The 18,870-nt window shown below is 73.9% G+C and carries 19 protein-coding genes and 1 pseudogene; 7 read left to right on the top strand and 13 right to left on the bottom strand.

What is annotated here, in order from left to right:
- Nucleotides 1–99: 99 nt before the first annotated feature.
- On the top strand, nucleotides 100–1,218 hold the full coding sequence (locus IE248_RS23880; protein WP_373301599.1) for a putative hexosyltransferase: 1,119 nt from the start codon (nucleotides 100–102) through the stop codon (nucleotides 1,216–1,218).
- 193 nt (nucleotides 1,219–1,411) lie between these two features.
- Nucleotides 1,412–2,476 (top strand): phosphatase PAP2 family protein, encoded by a 1,065-nt coding sequence (locus IE248_RS23885; protein ID WP_190031618.1) that lies wholly within the window; start codon nucleotides 1,412–1,414, stop codon nucleotides 2,474–2,476.
- Nucleotides 2,477–2,905: 429 nt separating this feature from the next.
- Here IE248_RS23885 and IE248_RS23890 read toward each other — a convergent pair whose 3' ends face one another.
- The gene (locus IE248_RS23890; protein ID WP_190031619.1) at nucleotides 2,906–3,565 is read right to left on the bottom strand and encodes a LysM peptidoglycan-binding domain-containing protein; all 660 of its coding nucleotides are present in this window, start codon (nucleotides 3,563–3,565) and stop codon (nucleotides 2,906–2,908) included.
- Nucleotides 3,566–3,862: 297 nt separating this feature from the next.
- Between IE248_RS23890 and IE248_RS23895 the strand changes: the two genes are divergently transcribed.
- Nucleotides 3,863–4,678 carry a DUF8842 C-terminal domain-containing protein gene (locus tag IE248_RS23895; protein ID WP_037794344.1) on the top strand — a complete coding sequence of 272 codons (816 nt, stop codon included), beginning with the start codon at nucleotides 3,863–3,865 and terminating at the stop codon, nucleotides 4,676–4,678.
- Nucleotides 4,679–4,830: 152 nt separating this feature from the next.
- Nucleotides 4,831–5,301, top strand: coding sequence for a hypothetical protein (locus tag IE248_RS23900; RefSeq protein ID WP_008742699.1), 471 nt, complete (start codon nucleotides 4,831–4,833; stop codon nucleotides 5,299–5,301).
- 27 nt (nucleotides 5,302–5,328) lie between these two features.
- Here IE248_RS23900 and der read toward each other — a convergent pair whose 3' ends face one another.
- From der to IE248_RS23925, 5 genes and pseudogenes are all read right to left on the bottom strand, one after another.
- A complete protein-coding gene (der, locus tag IE248_RS23905) occupies nucleotides 5,329–6,789 on the bottom strand; it encodes a ribosome biogenesis GTPase Der (RefSeq protein ID WP_008742700.1) in 1,461 nt (486 codons plus the stop codon).
- Nucleotides 6,790–6,864: 75 nt separating this feature from the next.
- On the bottom strand, nucleotides 6,865–7,452 hold the full coding sequence (locus tag IE248_RS23910; RefSeq protein WP_229895482.1) for a lysophospholipid acyltransferase family protein: 588 nt from the start codon (nucleotides 7,450–7,452) through the stop codon (nucleotides 6,865–6,867).
- 56 nt (nucleotides 7,453–7,508) lie between these two features.
- Nucleotides 7,509–8,207 carry a (d)CMP kinase gene (cmk, locus tag IE248_RS23915; protein ID WP_008742702.1) on the bottom strand — a complete coding sequence of 233 codons (699 nt, stop codon included), beginning with the start codon at nucleotides 8,205–8,207 and terminating at the stop codon, nucleotides 7,509–7,511.
- A gap of 200 nt (nucleotides 8,208–8,407) precedes the next feature.
- A pseudogene (locus IE248_RS23920) lies at nucleotides 8,408–9,514 on the bottom strand (prephenate dehydrogenase); the annotation flags it as partial.
- A gap of 117 nt (nucleotides 9,515–9,631) precedes the next feature.
- On the bottom strand, nucleotides 9,632–10,090 hold the full coding sequence (locus tag IE248_RS23925; RefSeq protein ID WP_073797191.1) for a YidB family protein: 459 nt from the start codon (nucleotides 10,088–10,090) through the stop codon (nucleotides 9,632–9,634).
- Nucleotides 10,091–10,229: 139 nt separating this feature from the next.
- On the opposite strand from IE248_RS23925, the gene IE248_RS23930 reads away from it, so the two are divergent.
- The 3 genes from IE248_RS23930 (at nucleotide 10,230) to IE248_RS23940 (ending at nucleotide 11,863) form a co-directional block, all read left to right on the top strand.
- Nucleotides 10,230–10,571: a DUF952 domain-containing protein gene (locus IE248_RS23930; protein WP_190031620.1), complete on the top strand. Its 342-nt coding sequence runs from the start codon at nucleotides 10,230–10,232 to the stop codon at nucleotides 10,569–10,571.
- Nucleotides 10,572–10,651: 80 nt separating this feature from the next.
- The gene (locus tag IE248_RS23935) at nucleotides 10,652–11,110 is read left to right on the top strand and encodes a Rieske (2Fe-2S) protein (RefSeq protein WP_073774834.1); all 459 of its coding nucleotides are present in this window, start codon (nucleotides 10,652–10,654) and stop codon (nucleotides 11,108–11,110) included.
- Nucleotides 11,111–11,152: 42 nt separating this feature from the next.
- A complete protein-coding gene (locus IE248_RS23940) occupies nucleotides 11,153–11,863 on the top strand; it encodes a nucleotidyltransferase domain-containing protein (protein ID WP_190031621.1) in 711 nt (236 codons plus the stop codon).
- Nucleotides 11,864–11,867: 4 nt separating this feature from the next.
- Here IE248_RS23940 and IE248_RS23945 read toward each other — a convergent pair whose 3' ends face one another.
- The 7 genes from IE248_RS23945 to IE248_RS38695 form a co-directional block, all read right to left on the bottom strand.
- Nucleotides 11,868–12,890, bottom strand: a complete 1,023-nt coding sequence (locus IE248_RS23945; protein ID WP_190031622.1) for an ADP-ribosylglycohydrolase family protein — start codon at nucleotides 12,888–12,890, stop codon at nucleotides 11,868–11,870.
- Complete coding sequence (locus IE248_RS23950; protein ID WP_190031623.1) at nucleotides 12,887–13,666, bottom strand: NUDIX hydrolase; 780 nt, start codon at nucleotides 13,664–13,666, stop codon at nucleotides 12,887–12,889. The genes IE248_RS23945 and IE248_RS23950 overlap by 4 nt, the downstream gene beginning before the upstream one ends.
- A complete protein-coding gene (locus tag IE248_RS23955; RefSeq protein WP_190031624.1) occupies nucleotides 13,663–14,757 on the bottom strand; it encodes an AAA family ATPase in 1,095 nt (364 codons plus the stop codon). Before IE248_RS23955 ends, IE248_RS23950 begins: the two co-directional genes overlap by 4 nt.
- Nucleotides 14,754–15,374 (bottom strand): nicotinamide riboside transporter PnuC, encoded by a 621-nt coding sequence (gene pnuC / locus IE248_RS23960; RefSeq protein WP_229895475.1) that lies wholly within the window; start codon nucleotides 15,372–15,374, stop codon nucleotides 14,754–14,756. The genes IE248_RS23955 and pnuC overlap by 4 nt, the downstream gene beginning before the upstream one ends.
- A gap of 144 nt (nucleotides 15,375–15,518) precedes the next feature.
- The gene (locus tag IE248_RS23965; protein ID WP_073797196.1) at nucleotides 15,519–16,979 is read right to left on the bottom strand and encodes a pseudouridine synthase; all 1,461 of its coding nucleotides are present in this window, start codon (nucleotides 16,977–16,979) and stop codon (nucleotides 15,519–15,521) included.
- A complete protein-coding gene (gene scpB / locus IE248_RS23970) occupies nucleotides 16,979–17,599 on the bottom strand; it encodes an SMC-Scp complex subunit ScpB (RefSeq protein WP_037794354.1) in 621 nt (206 codons plus the stop codon). Before scpB ends, IE248_RS23965 begins: the two co-directional genes overlap by 1 nt.
- On the bottom strand, nucleotides 17,596–18,456 hold the full coding sequence (locus IE248_RS38695; protein ID WP_417810654.1) for a segregation and condensation protein A: 861 nt from the start codon (nucleotides 18,454–18,456) through the stop codon (nucleotides 17,596–17,598). Before IE248_RS38695 ends, scpB begins: the two co-directional genes overlap by 4 nt.
- Nucleotides 18,457–18,870 lie beyond the last annotated feature (414 nt).

Genomic DNA, 18,870 nt, shown 5'->3' on the forward strand with positions numbered 1-18,870 from the left:
TGGCGTGCGCCACTCGCCCCGGGCCCGCCCCTCCCCCCGTGTACACGACCGCTCACGGCCCGTGGTTGCGTCCGTTCCGCCCTGGAAGGGCCACCGATAATCGTCCCTGTGAAAGATCTTGGATTTCGCCGGGCCGCGCCCGCACTGGCCGTCTTCGCGGCGGTCCGGCTGCTCGGGCTCGCCGCCCTCGGGGTGTGGGGGGCGGTGGCCGGCAGCAGCCCGCACACGCTGCTCTCGGCGCGCTGGGACTCCCTCTGGTACGCGCGGATCGCGGCCGAGGGGTACGGGTACGAGGTGGTCCTGCCGAGCGGGGCCGTCCACTCGAACCTGGCGTTCTTCCCGCTGCTGCCCTGGCTGGAGCGGCTGGTCGCGGCGCCGACCGGACTGTCGTACGGCTCGGCGGGCCTGGTGGTCTCGGTGGTCGCGGGCCTCGCGGCGGCCTGGGGGATCTTCGCGGTCGCCGACCTCTCCTACGGCCGCCGGGCCGGGGTGCTCGCGGTGGCGGCCTGGGCCGCGCTGCCCGTCGGCATCGTGCAGTCGATGGCGTACAGCGAATCGCTGTTCACCGCGCTGGCCGCCTGGGCGCTGTACGGGGCCCTGCGCGGGCACTGGCTGACGGCGGGCCTCCTCGCGGCCGGGGCCGGGCTGACCCGCCCGGTCGGCGCGGCGGTGGTGGCGGCGGTGTGGGTGGCCGCCGTCCTCGCCTGGCGGGGCGGGGAGCGGTCCTGGCGGATGCCGGCCGGAGTGCTGCTGGCCCCGCTGGGGGCGGCGGCGTACGTGCTGTGGGTCGGGGCCCGCACCGGTGGCGGGCTGCTCGGGTACCTAGACGTACAGGGCGGCTGGGGCAACGGCTTCGACGGGGGCTGGGCCTTCGCCCGCTTCATCGGGGCGCGCCTCGCCTCCTCCGCCTTCCTCGCCGGTGTCGGGCTGATCGCGGGGGTCGCGCTGGTGCTGTGGCTGTACGCGCTGTGCGTACGGCAGCGGCAGCCGGCCGCGCTCCTCGTGTACTGCGGGATCGTGGTCGCGCTCGCGCTCTGCGCCTCGGGGTACTTCGGTTCCAAGCCCCGGCTGCTGCTGCCGGCGTTCCCGCTGATGTTCCCGGTCGCGGTGGCGCTGGCGCGGTGGCGGACCGGGCGGGCGGCCGCGGTCCTGGGGGCGGTGGCCGCGGCCTCGGCGGTGTACGGGGCGTTCTGGCTGAACGGGTCGGGACCCCCGTAAGGAAATCCCGCCTGCCGAAATAAAGTTCAGGTAAGCATGAGAAACAATGTACGGACGATGGATCAAGGCGGCTCCAACGAATGCCGCGATAAAGGGAATTAACTCCCGCGTGAGACCAACTCCACATCACATGGTCATCACAAAGCGCGTGATTCGCACGGGCCGAGCATCGCCGCGCGGTAACGTCGATTCAGTGCGTACCGAACATTTCCTGACCCGTCTGGACCGGGCGTTCGCCCGGCTCGACCGGGAACCAGAGCGACCGGCTCATCTGCAAACGCCGCGGATGAGCCGGCACCGCGTCGTGCTCCTGGGGTCGACCCTGGCCTTCTACCTCGCCATCGTGGTGGCCGTCCTGACCACCTCCTGGCTGGTCCGGCTGGACTGGCAGATCATGTTCTTCCGGCCCTACGAGCAGTGGCCCCAGCTGCACGCCTTCCTCGACTACCTCGTCGTGCTCGGCCAGCGCGGGCCCACCGCCGTCATGGTCGCGGCCTGGCTCGGCTGGCGCTCCTGGCGGCAGCACACCCTGCGCCCGCTGATCACCCTCGGCGTGTCACTGCTGCTCCTCAACATCACCGTCGGCGCCGTCAAGCTCGGCCTCGGCCGGCTCGGCCCGCACTACGCCCGGGAGATCGGCTCGGCCGAGCTCTTCGCGGGCGGCGATATATTCCCCTCCGGCCACACCGCCAACGCCGTCGTGACCTGGGGGATCCTGGCCTATCTGGCCTCCACCACGGTCACCCGGCGGGTGCTGTCCGTGGTCTCCGCGGTCGTCTCGCTCAGCGTCGGCGCCACCACCGTCTACCTGGGCACCCACTGGGTCAGCGACGTGCTGCTCGGCTGGTCCGCCGGCCTGCTGATCCTGCTGGCGCTGCCCTGGTTCGAGCCGCTCATCGCCCGGATCGAGGCCTACGTGTTCGAGGTCCGCGAGCGGATGCGCCGCCGCGTGGAGGCCGGGCTGGTGCCCGAGCCGGTCGCGGCCGCGCTCACCCCGCTGCTCTCCGCGGGCGGGAAGTGGCAGCGCCGCCGTCCCGTCGGGCCCCTCGCCCCGGCGGCCCAGCCCGCGCCGGCCGCCACCGCCGGGGCGGGGCACTCGCCGGTCACCGTCCGGCCCGCCGCGCACCTGCCACGGCCGCACGTCATCCGCTCCGAGCGGACCCCGGTCACCCCGGCCGGCAGCCGCCGCCCGGCGCACACCGAGCGGGCCGGAGCCGCCGCCCGGGGGACCTCGGCCCGCCCGGTCGCCGGCGGCTGAGCCGCCCGGCCCGCGGGGGCGGTACGCACGACTCCCCCGCGCCGCACACAGCCCACCCTCGCGGCGGGCCGGTCACCGACCGGCCCGCCGCGGGCATTTGGGGCGCGGTCGTCCATTTGGCCAAGTCGTCAGCGTGACGCCGGGGCGTTCGCCCGTCCCGGGTCACGCTTGGGTCACGGAATGTCGACAGTTCTTTGACAGAGGCGCGTTCGCCCCACTCCGTCTGCAAAGGTGCCCCGGCAATTGTTTCGGAGGGCGCGACACGCCCGCCGTACCGGTGGTTTCGAATTCCCGCCCGGTGCCATTTAATTACCGTGGAGTATTGCCGGACGCGCTGGTTCAGACCAGGCGAATCCCCCTCAGATTCCTTACATCTCCTTCACCTTCGGGCACCGGATTCCCCGCCCCGGCGCGGCGCGCCGGGGTCCCCTACGGAGCCGGGGCCGGGGCCGGGGCCGGACGCGCCGGGTCGTCGGCAGGGGGCAGGGTCAGCAGGGTGCCCGCCGTCAGGGCCTGCGGCCGGGGGCCGACCACGGGGCGGTTCATCTCGTACAGGGCCCACCAGCCGCCCCGTACCCGGCGCAGCCGGGCAATCGAGTCCAGCGAGTCCCCGGCCCGCACCACGTGCATCCGCCCCGCCAGCCCGTACCGCTTCGAACACACCGGCCACGCCTCCCACCCCTGCGTGCCCAGCAGCTCCTCGGCCACCGCGATCTGCTGCGCCCGGGTCGCCAGATCGGCCCGGGGAGCGAAGGCCAGTCCCCCGTGTTCCTCCCACGTCCGCTGCCAGAACTGCAGCCCCCCGTAGAACCCGTTCCCGGTGTTGACCGACCACCGCCCGCTGCTCTCGCAGTCGGCCACGCAGTCCCAGGGCCACTCACCGCCCGGCCCGCAGTCCCCGGGGCCGGTCCCGATCACCCCCGGCGAGCCGGGGTGCGCCGCCGCGGGCCCGGGCGCCGGTGGCGGCGGGGCCGAAGCCGCGGAGGGCTCCGCCACGGTCCAGGGGAGTACGAGGGCCAGCGCGGCCGCCGACACGGCCCGCCGGACCCGGTGGGGGCGCGGGCGGAGCCGGAAGCGCAGATCGGGCACCGCGCCACGCTACGCGGCCCCCGCCGGCCCCCCGGCCCGCCACGCGGCGCGTCCCTGCGGCCCACCCGGACGGCCGACCCGCCACCCCACCCGAAACGGCCAGCACCGGCCACCAACTGCGCACAACCAAACAACACTTGGCACGGAAACGAAGGTGCGGTCCGACCGTTCACTCCTGCGGGTGCCAGGTTCGATTCCGTTCCCTCAATCGGCGTGACCCCACCCGCCGATCCCCCGTTGAGCCCGGCGAGCCGGGAACCGCCCGGCCCCCGCACGCCTAGTCCGAGGAGCCACCCCGTGCCGCGCATGCTCGACGTCAGTGATGAGGTTCGTGCCGAGATCGGTGACGAAGAAGCCGACAGGCTGCTCGTCGGCCCCGACGCGCCGGGCAGTTACGACTGCACCTCCTGCCGCACCCCCGGGGACCCCGAGAACGACCCCACCAGCACGGTGCTGTTCGTCGGGGAGGAGACCGCCGTCCTCGCGTTCGCCCACGCCACCTGCATCCCCTCGCAGGTCGTCTCCGTCTCCGAGGAGCAGCTCCAGGGCGCGGTCCGCAGCATCACCGGCGACGGCCCGGCCCCCGCCGGCCCCGCGGCCCCCTCCGACTCGCCGCAGAACGTCCCCGGCGGCCAGGCCGTCCTCGGCATCACCAGCGGCCTGGTCCTGATCGGCGGCGAGCTGCACCCCGCGCTCGTGGTCGAGCCGACCGCGCCGATCGCCCGCCCCGGCACCACGGGCCCCGGCGACGACTTCCTGCCGCTCCTGATCGAGCAGGGCTTCATCCCGGTCACCGACACGGCCCAGCTCCCCTCGCCGCTGGGCGGCTGGTCCGTGCTGCTCGCCGCCGGCCAGCTGCACGCCGTGCTCCAGCCCGGCGCCGACGGCGGCGGTCAGGTCGCCTGGTGGCAGGCGCACCAGGCCCTGTCGGTCACCGACGGCTGGCGAGCCGCCGTCAACAAGACCCAGCGCGTGCTCATCTACGCCGCCCCGGTCGGCTCCATCGGCCAGCAGCCCCGCGAGGACCTGCTGCGCGACGCCCTCGACAAGGCCGCCGCCGACGGCAAGCTCGTCGCCGCCTCGATGCCCCTGGCCGGTACGCCGGGCGCCTGATCCCCCTCCGCCCCGAACTGCCGTCCGCCCCCGCCGAGGGCGCCGGACGGCGTGCGCCGGGGGTTGCGCGGTCCGTCCCGCGCACCCCCGGCGATCTGCGTTTTCTCCCCCGGCGCCCGCATCCGCAGGGCGCCGTTTTCGTTGGCTGATACGTGCATCCATACGACCCACCCCGCGCCCCGTACCACCCGAGCACCGTCACCCCGCTGCGCCCCGCACGGGACCGGCAGAGCGCTCCGGCCGCCTCGCACACCCCGATCTTCGACACCCTGTACTCGGAGTACCTGCGCGCCTTCCGGACCCTGCCGGGTGACCGTACGGGCGAGGAGGACCTCGGCTTCACGGCCTTCTCGTACGGGGGCGCCCACTACGCCTCCCACGGCGAATCCCCGTACGGCGGCGGCAGCCTCAGCGGCTCCGGCTGGAGCCCCGCGTGGCAGCAGACGGAGGCCTGGCAGCCCTCGTACGTCCCGCAGCCCGCCTACTCGTACGCGGGCCAGAGCGTCACCGCGCAGCACACCGCCCCGGCGCCCGCCGCCGGATACGGCAACGGGCGGCAGCACCAGACCGGGACGCACCACGTCCCGGCGGCCCTGCCGCCCGCTCCGCGCCGGGGCTACTGACCCCGGCCCGGCGTCACCGCGTACGCCCTACTTCTTCTTGTGCTGGGCACCGCGCTTCTCGCGCACCCGCACCGAGATGTGGATCGGGGTGCCCTCGAAGCCGAACTCCTCGCGCAGGCGGCGCTCGATGAAGCGCCGGTAGCCGTGCTCCAGGAAGCCGGAGGCGAAGAGGACGAACCGCGGCGGCTTGCTGCCCGCCTGGGTACCGAACAGGATGCGGGGCTGCTTGCCGCCGCGGATCGGGTGCGGGTGCGCGGCGACGACCTCGCCGAGGAAGGCGTTCAGCCGGCCGGTGGGGACGCGCGTCTCCCAGCCCGCCAGCGCCGTCTCGATCGCCGGGACCAGCTTCTCCATGTGGCGGCCGGTGAGCGCCGAGACGTTCACCCGGGGCGCCCAGGCGACCTGCTGCATCTCGGTCTCGATCTCGCGCTCGAGGTAGTAGCGGCGCTCCTCGTCGAGCTCGTCCCACTTGTTGTAGGCGATCACGATCGCGCGGCCGGCCTCGACGGCCATGGTGATGATGCGCTGGTCCTGGACGCTGATCGTCTCGGTGGTGTCGATCAGGATGACCGCGACCTCCGCCTTCTCGACCGCGGCGGCGGTGCGCAGGGAGGCGTAGTAGTCGGCGCCCTGCTGGAGGTGGACCTTCTTGCGGATGCCCGCGGTGTCCACGAACTTCCAGGTCACGCCACCGAGCTCGATGAGCTCGTCGACCGGGTCGCGGGTGGTGCCGGCCAGCTCGTTGACGACGACCCGGTCCTCCTTCGCGACCTTGTTCAGGAGCGAGGACTTGCCGACGTTCGGGCGCCCGATGAGGGCGATGCGGCGCGGGCCGCCGAGGGCGGCGCCGCCGAAGGTCTGCTCGGGGGCCTCCGGCAGCGCTTCGAGCACGGCGTCGAGCATGTCGCCCGTACCGCGGCCGTGCAGCGAGGAGACCGGGTGCGGCTGGCCGAGGCCCAGCGACCACAGGGAGGCCGCGTCGGCCTCGCCGCTCTGGCCGTCGACTTTGTTGGCGCACAGCACGACGGGCTTGCCGGCCCGGCGCAGCAGCTTGACGACGGCCTCGTCGGTGTCGGTGGCGCCGACCTTGGCGTCCACGACGAAGACGACCGCGTCGGCGGCCTCGATGGCGTACTCGGCCTGGGCGGCGACGGAGGCGTCGATGCCGAGGACGTCCTGCTCCCAGCCGCCGGTGTCGACGACCTTGAAGCGGCGGCCGGCCCATTCGGCCTCGTAGGTGACGCGGTCGCGGGTGACGCCCGGCTTGTCCTCGACGACCGCCTCGCGGCGGCCGATGATCCGGTTCACCAGGGTCGACTTGCCGACGTTCGGGCGGCCGACGACGGCGAGTACGGGGAGCGGCCCGTGGCCGGCCTCCGAGATCGCGCCTTCGACGTCCTCGACGTCAAAGCCTTCCTCCGCGGCGAGCTCCATGAACTCCGCGTACTCGGCATCGCCAAGCGCTCCGTGGTCGTGCTGGTCGTTCATGAAGTCCGTTCCTCGTCGTTCGTGGTGATCGGTGGCACCCGCGCAGCGCGGTTCCACTACTAGGTCAAGTCTCGCTCAGCGCCCGGTGAGGCGCTTGGCGTCGGCCAGGTGGGCGGTCAGCCGGTCCTGGATGCGTACGGTGGCCTCGTCCAGCGCGGTACGGGTACGGCGGCCACTGCCGTCCCCCGCGTCGAAGGCGTCGCCGAAGACGACGTCGACCCGGCTCCTCAGCGGCGGCAGGCCCTTGACGAGCCGGCCCCGGCGGTCGGTGCTGCCGAGCACGGCGACCGGCACGATGGGCGCCGCGCCGCGGACCGCGAAGTACGCGAGCCCGGCGCGGAGCGAGGCGAAGTCTCCCTCGCCCCGGGTGCCCTCGGGGAAGATCCCCAGGGCCCCGCCCTGTTCCAGTACGCCGAGCGCCCGGGTGATCGCGGTGCGGTCGGTGCCGGACCGGTCGACCTTCACCTGCCCGATCCCCTCCAGGAAGGGACCGAGCGGGCCTATGAAGGCCTCTTTCTTGATCAGGAAGTGCAGCGGCCGGGGGGCCGTGCCCATGAGCATGGGGCCGTCTATGTTGTGCGCGTGGTTCACGGCCAGGATGACGGGGCCGGAGGCCGGCACCTTCCAGGCCCCCAGCACGCGCGGTCTCCACAGCCCGTACATGAGGCCGATCCCGATCCGCCGGCCGACCGCCGCACCCTTGAGGGAGGGCGTTTCGCTCACTTGCGCCCCGCCCGCTTCTCCTCGACGAGGGTCACGACGCACTCGATGACCTGGTCGAGGGTGAGCTCGGTGGTGTCGACCTCGACGGCGTCGCCGGCCTTGGCCAGCGGGGAGGTCTTGCGGCCGGAGTCGGCCGCGTCCCGCTTGATCAGGGCTTCCTTGGTGGCCGCCAGGTCGGTGGCCTCCTTGCCCTTCAGCTCGCCGCTGCGCCGGGCGGCGCGGGCCTCGGCGGAGGCGGTGAGGAAGACCTTGAGGTCGGCGTCGGGCAGGACGGTGGTGCCGATGTCCCGGCCCTCGACGACGATCCCGCCGTCCGCGTCGGCGGCGATGGTGCGCTGCAGCTCGGTGATCCGGGTGCGGACCTCGGGGACGGCGCTGACGGCGCTGACCTTGGAGGTGACCTCCTTGGTCCGGATCGGCCCGGAGGCGTCCAGTCCGTCGACGGTGATGGTGGGCGCGCAGGGGTCGGTGCCGGAGACGATGGCGGGCTTGCCCGCGGCGACCGCGATCGCGTGCGGGTCCTCGGTGTCGACGCCGTTGGTGATCATCCACCAGGTGATGGCCCGGTACTGGGCACCGGTGTCCAGGTAGCGCAGCCCGAGCTTGGCGGCCACGGCCTTGGAGGTGCTGGACTTGCCCGTGCCGGAGGGACCGTCGATGGCGACGATCACGGCGGACGGAGCTGCGGTTTCCACGGTGCGGGCACCTTCCTGGTTGCGCGTACGTGTCCGGGCGCGCCAAAGCGCCCCTCTCCAAGGTTACCGGCCCCGCGCACCTCCCGGCCCCGCCCCCGTTCCCGCCCCGTCCGGCCCCCGTCCCGCCCCCGCCCGGCCCCGCCGGACCGGCAGGGGTGCGAGGCGGGGGGCCGGGGTCCGGGGGGCGGCCCCCCCGGGGGTCACTGCTGGCGCAGGGCCCAGCCGCGGTCGCGGAGTTCGGCCGTGAGGCCGGGAACGGCCCGCGGGTCCACCATCAGCTGCACCAGACCGGCCTGCTGTCCCGTCGCGTGCTCGATCCGCACGTCCTCGATGTTCACCCCGGCCCGGCCCGCGTCCGCGAAGATCCGCGCCAGCTCGCCCGGCTGGTCGCTGATGAACACCCCGACCGTTTCGTACGCCATCGGCGCCGCCCCGTGCTTGCCCGGCACCCGTACCCGCCCCGCGTTGCCGCGCCGCAGGACGTCCTCGATCCCCGCCGCGCCGCCGCGCCGCTTGGCCTCGTCCGCCGACTGGAGCCCCCGCAGCGCCTCCACCGTCTCCGAGAGGTCGGCCGCGATCCCGGACAGGACGTCCGCCACCGGTCCCGGGTTCGCCGAGAGGATCTCCACCCACATCCGCGGATCGGACGCCGCGATCCGCGTCACGTCCCGGATCCCCTGCCCGCACAGCCGGACCGCCGTCTCGTCGGCCTCCTCCAGCCGCGCCGCGACCATGCTCGACACCAGCTGCGGGGTGTGCGAGACCAGCGCCACCGCCCGGTCGTGGGCGTCGGCGTCCATCACCACCGGTACGGCCTTGCAGAGCGCCACCAGTTCCAGCGCCAGGTTGAGCACCTCGTGGTCGGTGTCCCGGGTCGGCGTCAGCACCCACGGCCGCCCCTCGAAGAGGTCCGCCGTCGCCGCCAGCGGCCCCGAGCGCTCCTTGCCGGCCATCGGGTGCGTCCCGATGTACGCGGTGACGTCCACGCCGAGCGCCTCCAGCTCCCGCCGCGGGCCGCCCTTGACGCTCGCCACGTCCACGTACGCCCGCGCCAGGTCCCGGCCGATCGCGTCGGCCAGCGCCGCAGCGACGTGCGCCGGAGGTACGGCGACGATCGCCAGGTCGACCTTGCCTTCCGGGGTGTCGTCCGTACCGGCGCCGAGGGAGGCGGCCGTCCGGGCCTGGGAGGGGTCGTGGTCGGCGAGGTGGACGGCGATCCCGCGGGCGGTCAGGGCGAGCGCCGCGGAGGTGCCGATCAGTCCGGTTCCGATGACGACGGCGGTTCTCACGGGGCGCTCCAGGGTTGATCGCGTACGGGCAGTCCTGACTCAGGGTAGCCAGCCCGTACGGGACGGGGGCCCGGCGACCGCCCCTCGGACGGCCGCCGGGCCCCGCAGACCGGCCGGATGCCGGCCGGGGACCGGCTAGAGGTTCTGCTGCCGGATGATGTCCTCCAGCGATCCCGACGGCAGCTGCCCTTCCGGGCTCAGCTTGTCGACGGCCGTCGGCAGCGACCGCGCGATCTGGTCGGCGGCCTCCTGGGGGCTGACGCCGGTCTGCTCGGCCACCTTCTGGAGGGTCGCGTCCGGCAGGGCCTCGGCGATCTGCGCGCCGGAGACGGGCTGGTTGTCGCCCTTGCCGATCCACGACTGCGCCTGGTCGGTCAGGCCCGACTTGGTCAGCATGTCCATCAGTCCGCCGAGCGGGTTGCTCCCGCCGCCTCCGGCCGCCTGGGCGCCGCCGCCCGCACCGCCGCCGCCCATGAGGGCGCCGAGGAGCGCGCCGAGGATGTTGCCGCCGCCGCCCTGGCCGCTTCCGCCGCCGCTGCCACCGCTGCCGCCGAGGAGGCCGCCCAGCAGAGAGCCCAGGTCATTTCCCGCCATGGTCACGCCTTTCGAAGAGGGGCCGGGCCGCACAACCCTGTACACCCCGGCTTCGAGACACGGACAATGTCACCCGGACCGGACACCGCCGCCACCTGGCGCGGGCCGGCCGGCCCGGCGCTGCGGTAGAACGTTCGGCATGTTCTTCCACATCGTCCCGCTCTCCGACTGGACCGCCGAGCCCGACCTCCCGTACGCGCCGTCCTCGCTGGAATCGCAGGGTTTCGTGCACTGTTCGGCGGATCCCGAGACCGTCCTCGCGATCGCCGGGACCCACTACCGCGAGACGCCGGGAACCTTGCTCGCGGTGGAACTCGACGAGTCTGCGCTGACGTCGGAGGTCCGCCGTGAGGGTGAATCCGGAGACCGTTACCCGCATGTCCACGGCCCGTTGAACCGGGACGCGGTGAGCCGCGTGTGGCAGGTGGTACGTACCCCTGGCGGTCCGGCGGAACTGGCGCCGTGGCAGCCGGGGCCCTGAATCGGTGTGGCGGGCTTCTGATGGGGCCCGCCACTTGCCAGGATGCCTCTCGCCATCCCGGCAATGAGCGAGGAGATGTCATGAGCGACCCCAACCGCACGGCCCGGCGTACGGTTCTGGCGGCAGGAGCGGCCGCGCTGGCGGGCGGCGCCCTCACCGCGTGCGGCAGCGAGGACAAGGCCGCGCCCGCGACGGGCAGCCCGGCCCCGCAGCCGCCCGCGAGCGAGCAGGGCTCCGCCCCGGCCGCCGGGAAGGCGCTGCTGAAGACGGCGGACGTCCCGGTCGGCGGCGGGACCGTCCTCAAGGAGCAGAAGCTGGTGGTGACCCAGCCGACGGCCGGGTCCTACCGCTGCTTCACGGCGGTCTGCCCGCACCAGGGCTGCCTCGTGAACAAGGTCGAGAACGGCACCATCGACTGCCCCTGCCACGGCAGCGAGTTCAAGGTCACCGACGGCGCGGTGGTCAAGGGACCGTCGACCCGCCCGCTCGCGGAGAAGAAGATCAACGTGACCCCGGCCGGCGAGATCCAGCTCGCCTGAATCCCCTCGCGGGGCGGGCGGCGCTCTGGCTACGCTCCCCCGATGAACGAACTGACGCCCGAATCCCTGGAACTGGTGCGCGACCACACGGTGTACGCGTGCGTGATGGGCTCGCGGGCGTTCGGCCTGGCGACGGAGGCGAGCGACACCGACCGGCGCGGTGTCTACCTCGCCCCCACGCCGCTGTTCTGGCGGTTCGAGAAGCCGCCGACGCATGTGGAGGGGCCGCGGGAGGAGCAGTTCTCCTGGGAGCTGGAACGCTTCTGCGAGCTCGCCCTGCGCGCCAACCCGAACATCCTGGAGTGCCTGCACTCCCCGCTCGTGGAGCGGGTGACCCCGGTGGGCGAGGAACTCCTCTCCCTGCGCGGGGCGTTCCTCTCCCGCCGGGCCCACACCAGCTTCAGCCGGTATGCGGCATCGCAGCACACCAGACTCGTCGCGGACGTCCGCATCCACGGCGCCCCGCGCTGGAAGCACGCCATGCACCTGTTGCGGCTGCTGCTGTCCTGCCGCGACCTGCTGCGCACGGGCCGGCTGACCATCGGCGCCGGCCCGCACCGCGACCGCCTCCTCGCGGTCAGGCGCGGCGAGCTGTCCTGGGCCGAGGTCGACTCCTGGATGGCCCGCCTCTCGCAGGAGACCGAGGCGGCCCTCTCCACCACCCCGCTCCCGGAGTCCCCGGACCACGCCCGCGTGGCGGACTTCCTCCACCGCGCCCGCAGCGCCTCGGCGGCCGCCTCGGTCGCCTCCTAGGCCCTCACGCGTCCCAGAGGGCGCCGAAGGTGAGGAGTTCGGAGCGGTATTCGATCCGGCCCTCCCAGTCGCGGGGCCAGACGTCCGCGCCGAGGTGGGCACCCGCGAAGGCGCCGGCGAGGCAGGCGAGGGAGTCCGAGTCGCCGCGCGTGCAGGCGGCCCGGCGCAGGGCGAGCAGCGGCTCCTGCGGGAAGAGCAGGAAACAGTGCAGGGCCGTGGCGAAGGCCTCCTCGGCGATCCAGCCGTCGCCGGTGGTCAGGCAGGGGTCGGTCTCCGGCGAGGGGTCGCGCAGGGCCGCCGCGAGGCGGTCCAGGACGGCCAGGCACTCGTCCCAGCCCCGCGCGATGAAGGACTCCGCCGAGGCGTCGGAGGCGGTGCGCATCCAGAGGTCGCCGAGCCACCGCTCGTGGTAGCGGGTGCGGTTCTCCAGCGCGTACGAGCGCAGCAGACCCACCAGACCCGTCACCTCCGTGCCCTCGGCCAGCAAGTACACCGCGCGGGCCGTGAGGTCCGAGGCGGCGAGCGCCGTCGGGTGGCCGTGGGTGAGGGCCGACTGGAGCTGGGCGGCGCCGGCCCGCTCCTCCTCCGTCCAGCCGGGGACCAGGCCCACCGGCGCCACCCGCATGTTCGCGCCGCAGCCCTTGGAGCCGATCTGGCTGGCGTCCCGCCAGTCGCGCTCCGGCTGGTCGAGCAGGTGGCAGGCCTTCAGGCAGGTGTTGCCCGGGGCCCGGTTGTTCTCCGGGGAGTGGTACCAGTCGACGAACTCCTCCCGGACCGGCCGGGCCAGGCGCAGCGGGCCCACCCGGCCGCGGTCGGCTGCCGTGCGTATGCCGCGCGCCAGGGCCAGCGTCATCTGGGTGTCGTCGGTGACGATCGCCGGGCGGGGCAGGCCCATCTCCCGCCAGGGGCCGGTCTTGGCCAGGATCGTCGGCACGTCGTGGAACTCCGTGGGGAAGCCCAGGGCGTCGCCCAGGGCCAGGCCGATCAGCGCGCCCGTCGCGGCTCGCTTGGCCGCCTTCTTCGTCATCGCGTGGGTCCTTCCGAGGGTCGGAGCAGGGGCGGGTGCAGGGTGGTCGCCGGTCCCGGCCGGTACAGCGCGGCCGGTTTGCCGCGACCGCCGGTGAGCCGGGCGGCTCCCGGCACGGCCTCGACGAAGCCGGGCGTGGCCAGGACCTTGCGGCGGAAGTTGGGGCGGTCCAGGGCGGTGTCCCAGACGGTCTCGTAGACGGCCTGGAGCTCGCCGAGGGTGAACTCGGGCGGGCAGAAGGCGCTGGCCAGGCAGGTGTATTCGAGCTTCGAGCCGACCCGTTCCCGCGCGTCGGCGAGGATCACGGCGTGGTCGAAGGCCAGCCCGGATCCGACGCCGGGGTCCGAGCCCGGGCCCGGGTCCGCGCCCGGGGCGGCCGCCTCGCCCACCGGTACCCAGCGGGCCCGGTCGGCGTCTCCGCCGCCCCCGGCGGCCGGCTCGGGCATGTCCGGGACCAGCGCGGTGAAGGCCACCGAGACCACCCGCATCCGGGGGTCGCGGTCCGGATCGCTGTAGGTGCGCAGCTGCTCCAGGTGCAGGGCGGCGACCACGCCCGGCGCCAGCCCGGTCTCCTCGGCGAGTTCCCGCCGGGCGGCCGTCTCGGCGGACTCCCGGGGCAGCACGAAACCGCCGGGCAGCGCCCAGGTGCCCGCGTACGGCTCCTGCCCGCGCCGGATCAGCAGCACGTGCAGGGCGCCGGCGCGGACGGTGAAGACGGCGAGGTCGACGGTCACCGCGAACGGCTCGAAGGCGTGCGGATCGTATCCGGCGGTCACGAGGCCTGCACCCGGACGTTCTCGGGCAGCGGGTCCGCGAAGTGCCAGCCCTCGCCGAGCAGTTCGTCGACCGCGGCGACGGCCCGGGCCAGCCGCGCCTCCCGGTCCCCGGCCACGACCAGGAAACGGCGCCCGGTCCGCTCCAGTTCCTCCCGGAACCGGCCGGTCATCCAGGGCCGCAGCTGGGGCCCGTCGCGCAGCCCGTCGTCCTCGAACGGCACGTCGGCGTGGTCGGTCAGCAGGTAGAGGTCCCGCAGCCTGCCGGCGGCGATCCGCTCGACCTCCGCGTTGCGGCCGTCCATGTACCGCTCGTGCCAGATCCCGGTGGCGAAGGAGTCCGTGTCGCAGAACAGCACCGGCGAGCCGAGGCGGGCCGCCCGCTCCTCGTCCGCGTCCTGGCGGCGCGCGATGACGGGGAACTCCTCCGAGGTGAAGGAGACGTCCGGCCAGGACGCCGCCGGGTCCGCCGCGCGGGCCGCCGCCAGCTTCTCCTCGCTGTACCGGCGCCCGTACTCGGCGACCCAGCCCGTCTTCGCCCAGACCCCGCCGCGGGAGCGGTAGTGCCCGGCCAGCGCCCGCGACAGCGTCGTGGTGCCGGTGGACTCGGCGCCGAGTACGACGATCCGCCGGGTCAGGGCCGCCCGTACCGCGGGCCCCAGGAACTCCCAGGCCGCGACGGGGTCGGCGCGGACCGCCGTACCGGAGACGGGGAACAGGGTGCGCTCCCGGTCCACGAGGACCTCCTCGGCCCCGAACCGGCGGGCGAGTTCGCCGCCGTACTCCTCCGAGGTGAACACGGCGTCGACGCGGCCGGGGACCGCGCCCCGGAAGACCGCCATGTGGGCCTCCCAGACGGCCGGGTCGTACAGGTCGACGGGGATGTCGTCCACCGCGCCGACGACCTCCGCCCCGGGGTGCGCCTCGCGCATCCAGGCGACCCGGTCCGCGAGCGGCACCGACTCCACCGAGGCCGCGCACACCAGTACGGTGAGCCGCTCGCACTGGTCCTGGGCGGTCCGTACGAGGTGGTGGTGCCCGGCGTGCGGCGGGTAGAACTTGCCCAGCACCAGCCCATGCCCGAAGCGCCTCATGCCCTCGCCCCCACCGTCTGCGCACCACCGGTACGGGTCCCCGGCGCGGGCAGCGCGCGCCGCCAGCCGAGCAGTCCGACGACGCAGAGCGCGAGGAAGCCGACGTACAGGGCGGAGGTCAGGTAGAGCCCCTTGTAGGCGTAGAGCGGGACGTAGACGAGGTCGGCGGCGATCCACAGCCACCAGGACTCGACGAGCTTGCGGCACTGTCCGTAGGTGGCGGCCAGCGAGAGCCCGGTGGTCAGGGCGTCCCAGAACGGGACGCTGGAATCGGTGGCCGCGTCCAGCAGGAGGGTCAGGCCGAGCACCCCCACCGCCCCCGCCGCGGCGAGCGCGGCCCATTCGGTGCGCGTGGTGCGGCGCACCGGCAGGGCCTCGGTGCTTCCCGGTCCACCCCCGTGGGTCCAGGACCACCAGCCGTACGCGGCGAGGGCGATGAAGACGATCTGGAGTCCGGCGTCGGCGTACAGGCCGGACTGGGCGAAGAGCACGATGAAGAAGACGTTGTTGGCGATGCCGATCGGCCAGTTGGCGACGTGCTGCCGGGCGACCAGCCATACGCACAGGGCGCCGGTGGCGAAGCCGAGCACCTCGGTCCAGCTCATGGTCCAGCTCATGCCGGGCCCCTCCCTCATCCCTTTAATAGTCACCCTGACTATAAACAGTGATCGGGGTCCGGACAAGCGAAAAAACCCGCGGTGCCCGAAGGCACCGCGGGTTTCTCGTGGCGGCCGGACGCTCTCGCGCCGGCGGCCGGACGACTACAGGCCGACCTCGCGCATGAGCATGCCGACCTCGGTGTTGGTCAGGCGGCGCAGCCAGCCCGACTTCTGGTCGCCCAGCTCGATCGGACCGAAGGAGGTCCGGACGAGCTTCTCGACCGGGAAGCCGGCCTCCGCCATCATGCGGCGGACGATGTGCTTGCGGCCCTCGTGGAGGGTCACCTCGACCAGGTAGTTCTTGCCGACCTGGTCGACGACGCGGAAGTGGTCGGCGCGGGCGTAGCCGTCCTCCAGCTCGATGCCGTCCTTGAGGCGCTTGCCGATCTCGCGGGGCAGCGGGCCGGTGATGGCCGCGACGTACGTCTTCTTCACGCCGTACTTGGGGTGCGTGAGGCGGTGGGCCAGCTCACCGTGGTTGGTGAGCAGGATGATGCCCTCGGTCTCGGTGTCGAGCCGGCCGACGTGGAAGAGACGCGTCTCACGGTTGGTGACGTAGTCGCCGAGGCACTGGCGGCCGTCGGGGTCCTCCATCGTGGAGACGACACCGGCCGGCTTGTTCAGCGCGAAGAACAGGTACGACTGGGTGGCGACGGTCAGGCCGTCCACCTTGATCTCGTCCTTCGGCTGGACGCGCTTGCCCTGCTCCAGCACGATCTCGCCGTTGACCTCGACACGGGCCTGCTCGATGAGCTCCTCGCACGCGCGGCGCGAGCCCATGCCGGCACGGGCGAGCACCTTCTGCAGGCGCTCTCCCTCCTCCTCGGCGCCCGGGAAGGTCTTCGGGGTCTTGATCACGGGCTTGTCGGCGTATCGGTCGCGCACGCGCTCCTCGATCCGCGCGTCCAGCTCGCGCGGCCGGGACTGGCCGCTGCGGCTGCCGGGACCGCGGCGCGGGCCGCCGGCCCCGCCGATGCCGGGGGTCTTGGAGGTCTTGGGGCCGCCCTTGGCACCGCCGCGCGCCGCGTCACCGCGGGCACCGCCGCGGTTGCCGTCGGCCGCGCCGCGGGCACCGCCGCCGCCGGCCTTGGCGCCGCCGCGGCCGTTGCGCTCGCCCTCGGGGCCGACGTCGTAGCGACGCTCCTCGGGGCGGGGGTTGCGGATGCGGGGAGCGGGCTCGCGGTCGCGGTCGGAGCCGCCACCCTGGTAACCGCCGCCCTGGTAACCGCCACCGCTGCCGCCCTGGTAGCCGCCGGAGCTGCCGCCGCGCGAGCCGCCGCCCTGGTAACCGCCGGAGCCGCTGCCGCGGGAGGAGCTGCCGCCCTGGTAGCCGCCGGAGCTGCCACCACGCGAGGAGCTGCCGCCGCGGGAGCCGCCGCCCTGGTAGCCGCCGGAGCTGCCGCCGCGGGAGCCGCCTCCCGAGCCGCTGCCGCCGCCGGAGCCGCCACCGCGGTAGCCGCCCCCGCCGCCGCTGGAGCTGCCGCCGCGGGCGTTACCACGCCCGCCGCCGCCACCGCCGCCGCTGTTCCTGTTGCCACCGTTGCCGTTGCCGCTGCTTCGCATCAAAGTTCCGTCGTCTTGTCGTCTTCATCGGTATCCGGAGAGTCCGGATCGAACGACGGAACACCCTCTTGCGTCTCGGCTTCGATCGCGTCCGCCTCGGGGAGGAAGGGCGCGAGCTCCGGGAGCTCGTCCAGGCCGCGCAGGCCCATCCGCTCCAGAAAGTAGTTCGTCGTCCTGTACAGGATCGCACCTGTTTCAGGTTCCGTCCCCGCCTCGGCCACCAGACCCCGCTGCAGGAGGGTCCGCATGACCCCGTCGCAGTTGACTCCGCGCACCGCCGAGACCCTCGACCGGCTGACCGGCTGGCGGTACGCGACGACCGCCAGCGTCTCCAGCGCGGCCTGCGTCAGACGGGCCTGCTGCCCGTCCAGTACGAAGGCCTCCACGGCCGACGCGTAGGCGGCGCGGCTGTAGAACCGCCAGCCCCCGGCGACCAGCCGCAGCTCGAACCCGCGGCCTTGGACGGCGTAGTCGTCGGCGAGCTCGCGCAGCGCGCCCGCGACCTCCCTCGGGGTCCGCTCCAGCACCTTGGCCAGGTGTTCCTCGGTCGCGGGCTCGTCCACGACCATGAGGACGGCCTCCAGGGCCGGCTTCAGCGCCAGCTCGGACACGTCGCTCATTCCTTGACCTCCACGATCCGATCGAACTCGTCGCTCACGCCCGGCGGCCCTCCCGCGTCCCCGTCCCCGTCCCCGCCGCTCCAGCGCACCGTGAGCGTCCTCAGAGCCTCTTCCTGGTCCAGGACGACGGCCTTCTCCCGGTAGAGCTCCAGAAGGGCCAGGAAGCGCGCGACGACGGTCAGGGTGTCGGGGGCGTCCTCGGTGAGTTCCTGGAAGGTCGCCTCCCCCCGGGCCCTGAGCAGGGCGACGACGAACCCGGCCTGTTCGCGCACGCTGACGAGGGGGGCGTGGATGTGGTCCACGTAGACCTGCGGTTTCGCCTTGGGCTGCATCGCCCGGACGGCGAGCCGGGCGAAGCCCTCGGCGCCGATGCTGATGACGACGTCGGGCAGCAGCCCGGCGAGGTGCGGCTCCAGCCCGACGGTGCGGGGGTAGCGGCGGGACTCGTCCTCGGCGCGGCCCTGGAAGATCTCGGCGACCCGCTTGTACGCCTTGTACTGGAGCAGCCGCGCGAAGAGCAGGTCCCGGGCCTCCAGCAGCGCGAGGTCGGCCTCGTCCTCGACCTCGGCGACGGGCAGCAGCCGCGCGGCCTTCAGATCGAGCAGGGTGGCGGCGACCACGAGGAACTCGGTGGTCTGGTCGAGATCCCAGTCGGGGCCCATGGCCCGGATGTACGCCATGAACTCGTCGGTCACCTTCGACAGCGCGACCTCGGTGACGTCGAGCTTGTGCCGCGAGATCAGCTGCAGCAGCAGATCGAACGGCCCCTCGAAGTTGTCCAGCCGCAGCGTAAACCCACCCCGCCCCCGCGACCCCGCCTCCCCGTGCCCCGCCGCGGCCACACCCCCCGCCGACACCCCCGAGACCCCATCCGAGCCCCCGCCCACGGGCCCCGGTCCGGCAGCCCCCGAGGCCACATCCGAGCCTCCATCCACAGGCCCCGGTGCGACAGCCGACGCGGGCGTCCCCTCCGGCCCAGGTGCCCGCCCCGGCGCCCGCAGAGCCTCGTCCGAACCCCCGCCCACGGGCTCCGGTGCGGCATCCCCCGGCCCTGGTGCCGCCCCAGGCGCCCGCAGGGCCAGGTCCGAGACCCCGTCCACGGGCCTCGGTGCGGCATCTCCCGGTCCGGTAACAGTGGCGCGCTCCGGCGCACCGGCCGCGCCGGCGGGCGCCGGTGCGGGTGCGGCGGCAGCCGCGTCCGCCTCCGCGTCGGGGGCGGGAGGGGGGCCGGGGGTCTCCCCCCGGTTTCGGGAAAGGGCGGGATCGGGGAG

The organism is Streptomyces goshikiensis, from assembly GCF_014650555.1.
Classification (GTDB): Bacteria; Actinomycetota; Actinomycetes; order Streptomycetales; family Streptomycetaceae; genus Streptomyces; species Streptomyces goshikiensis.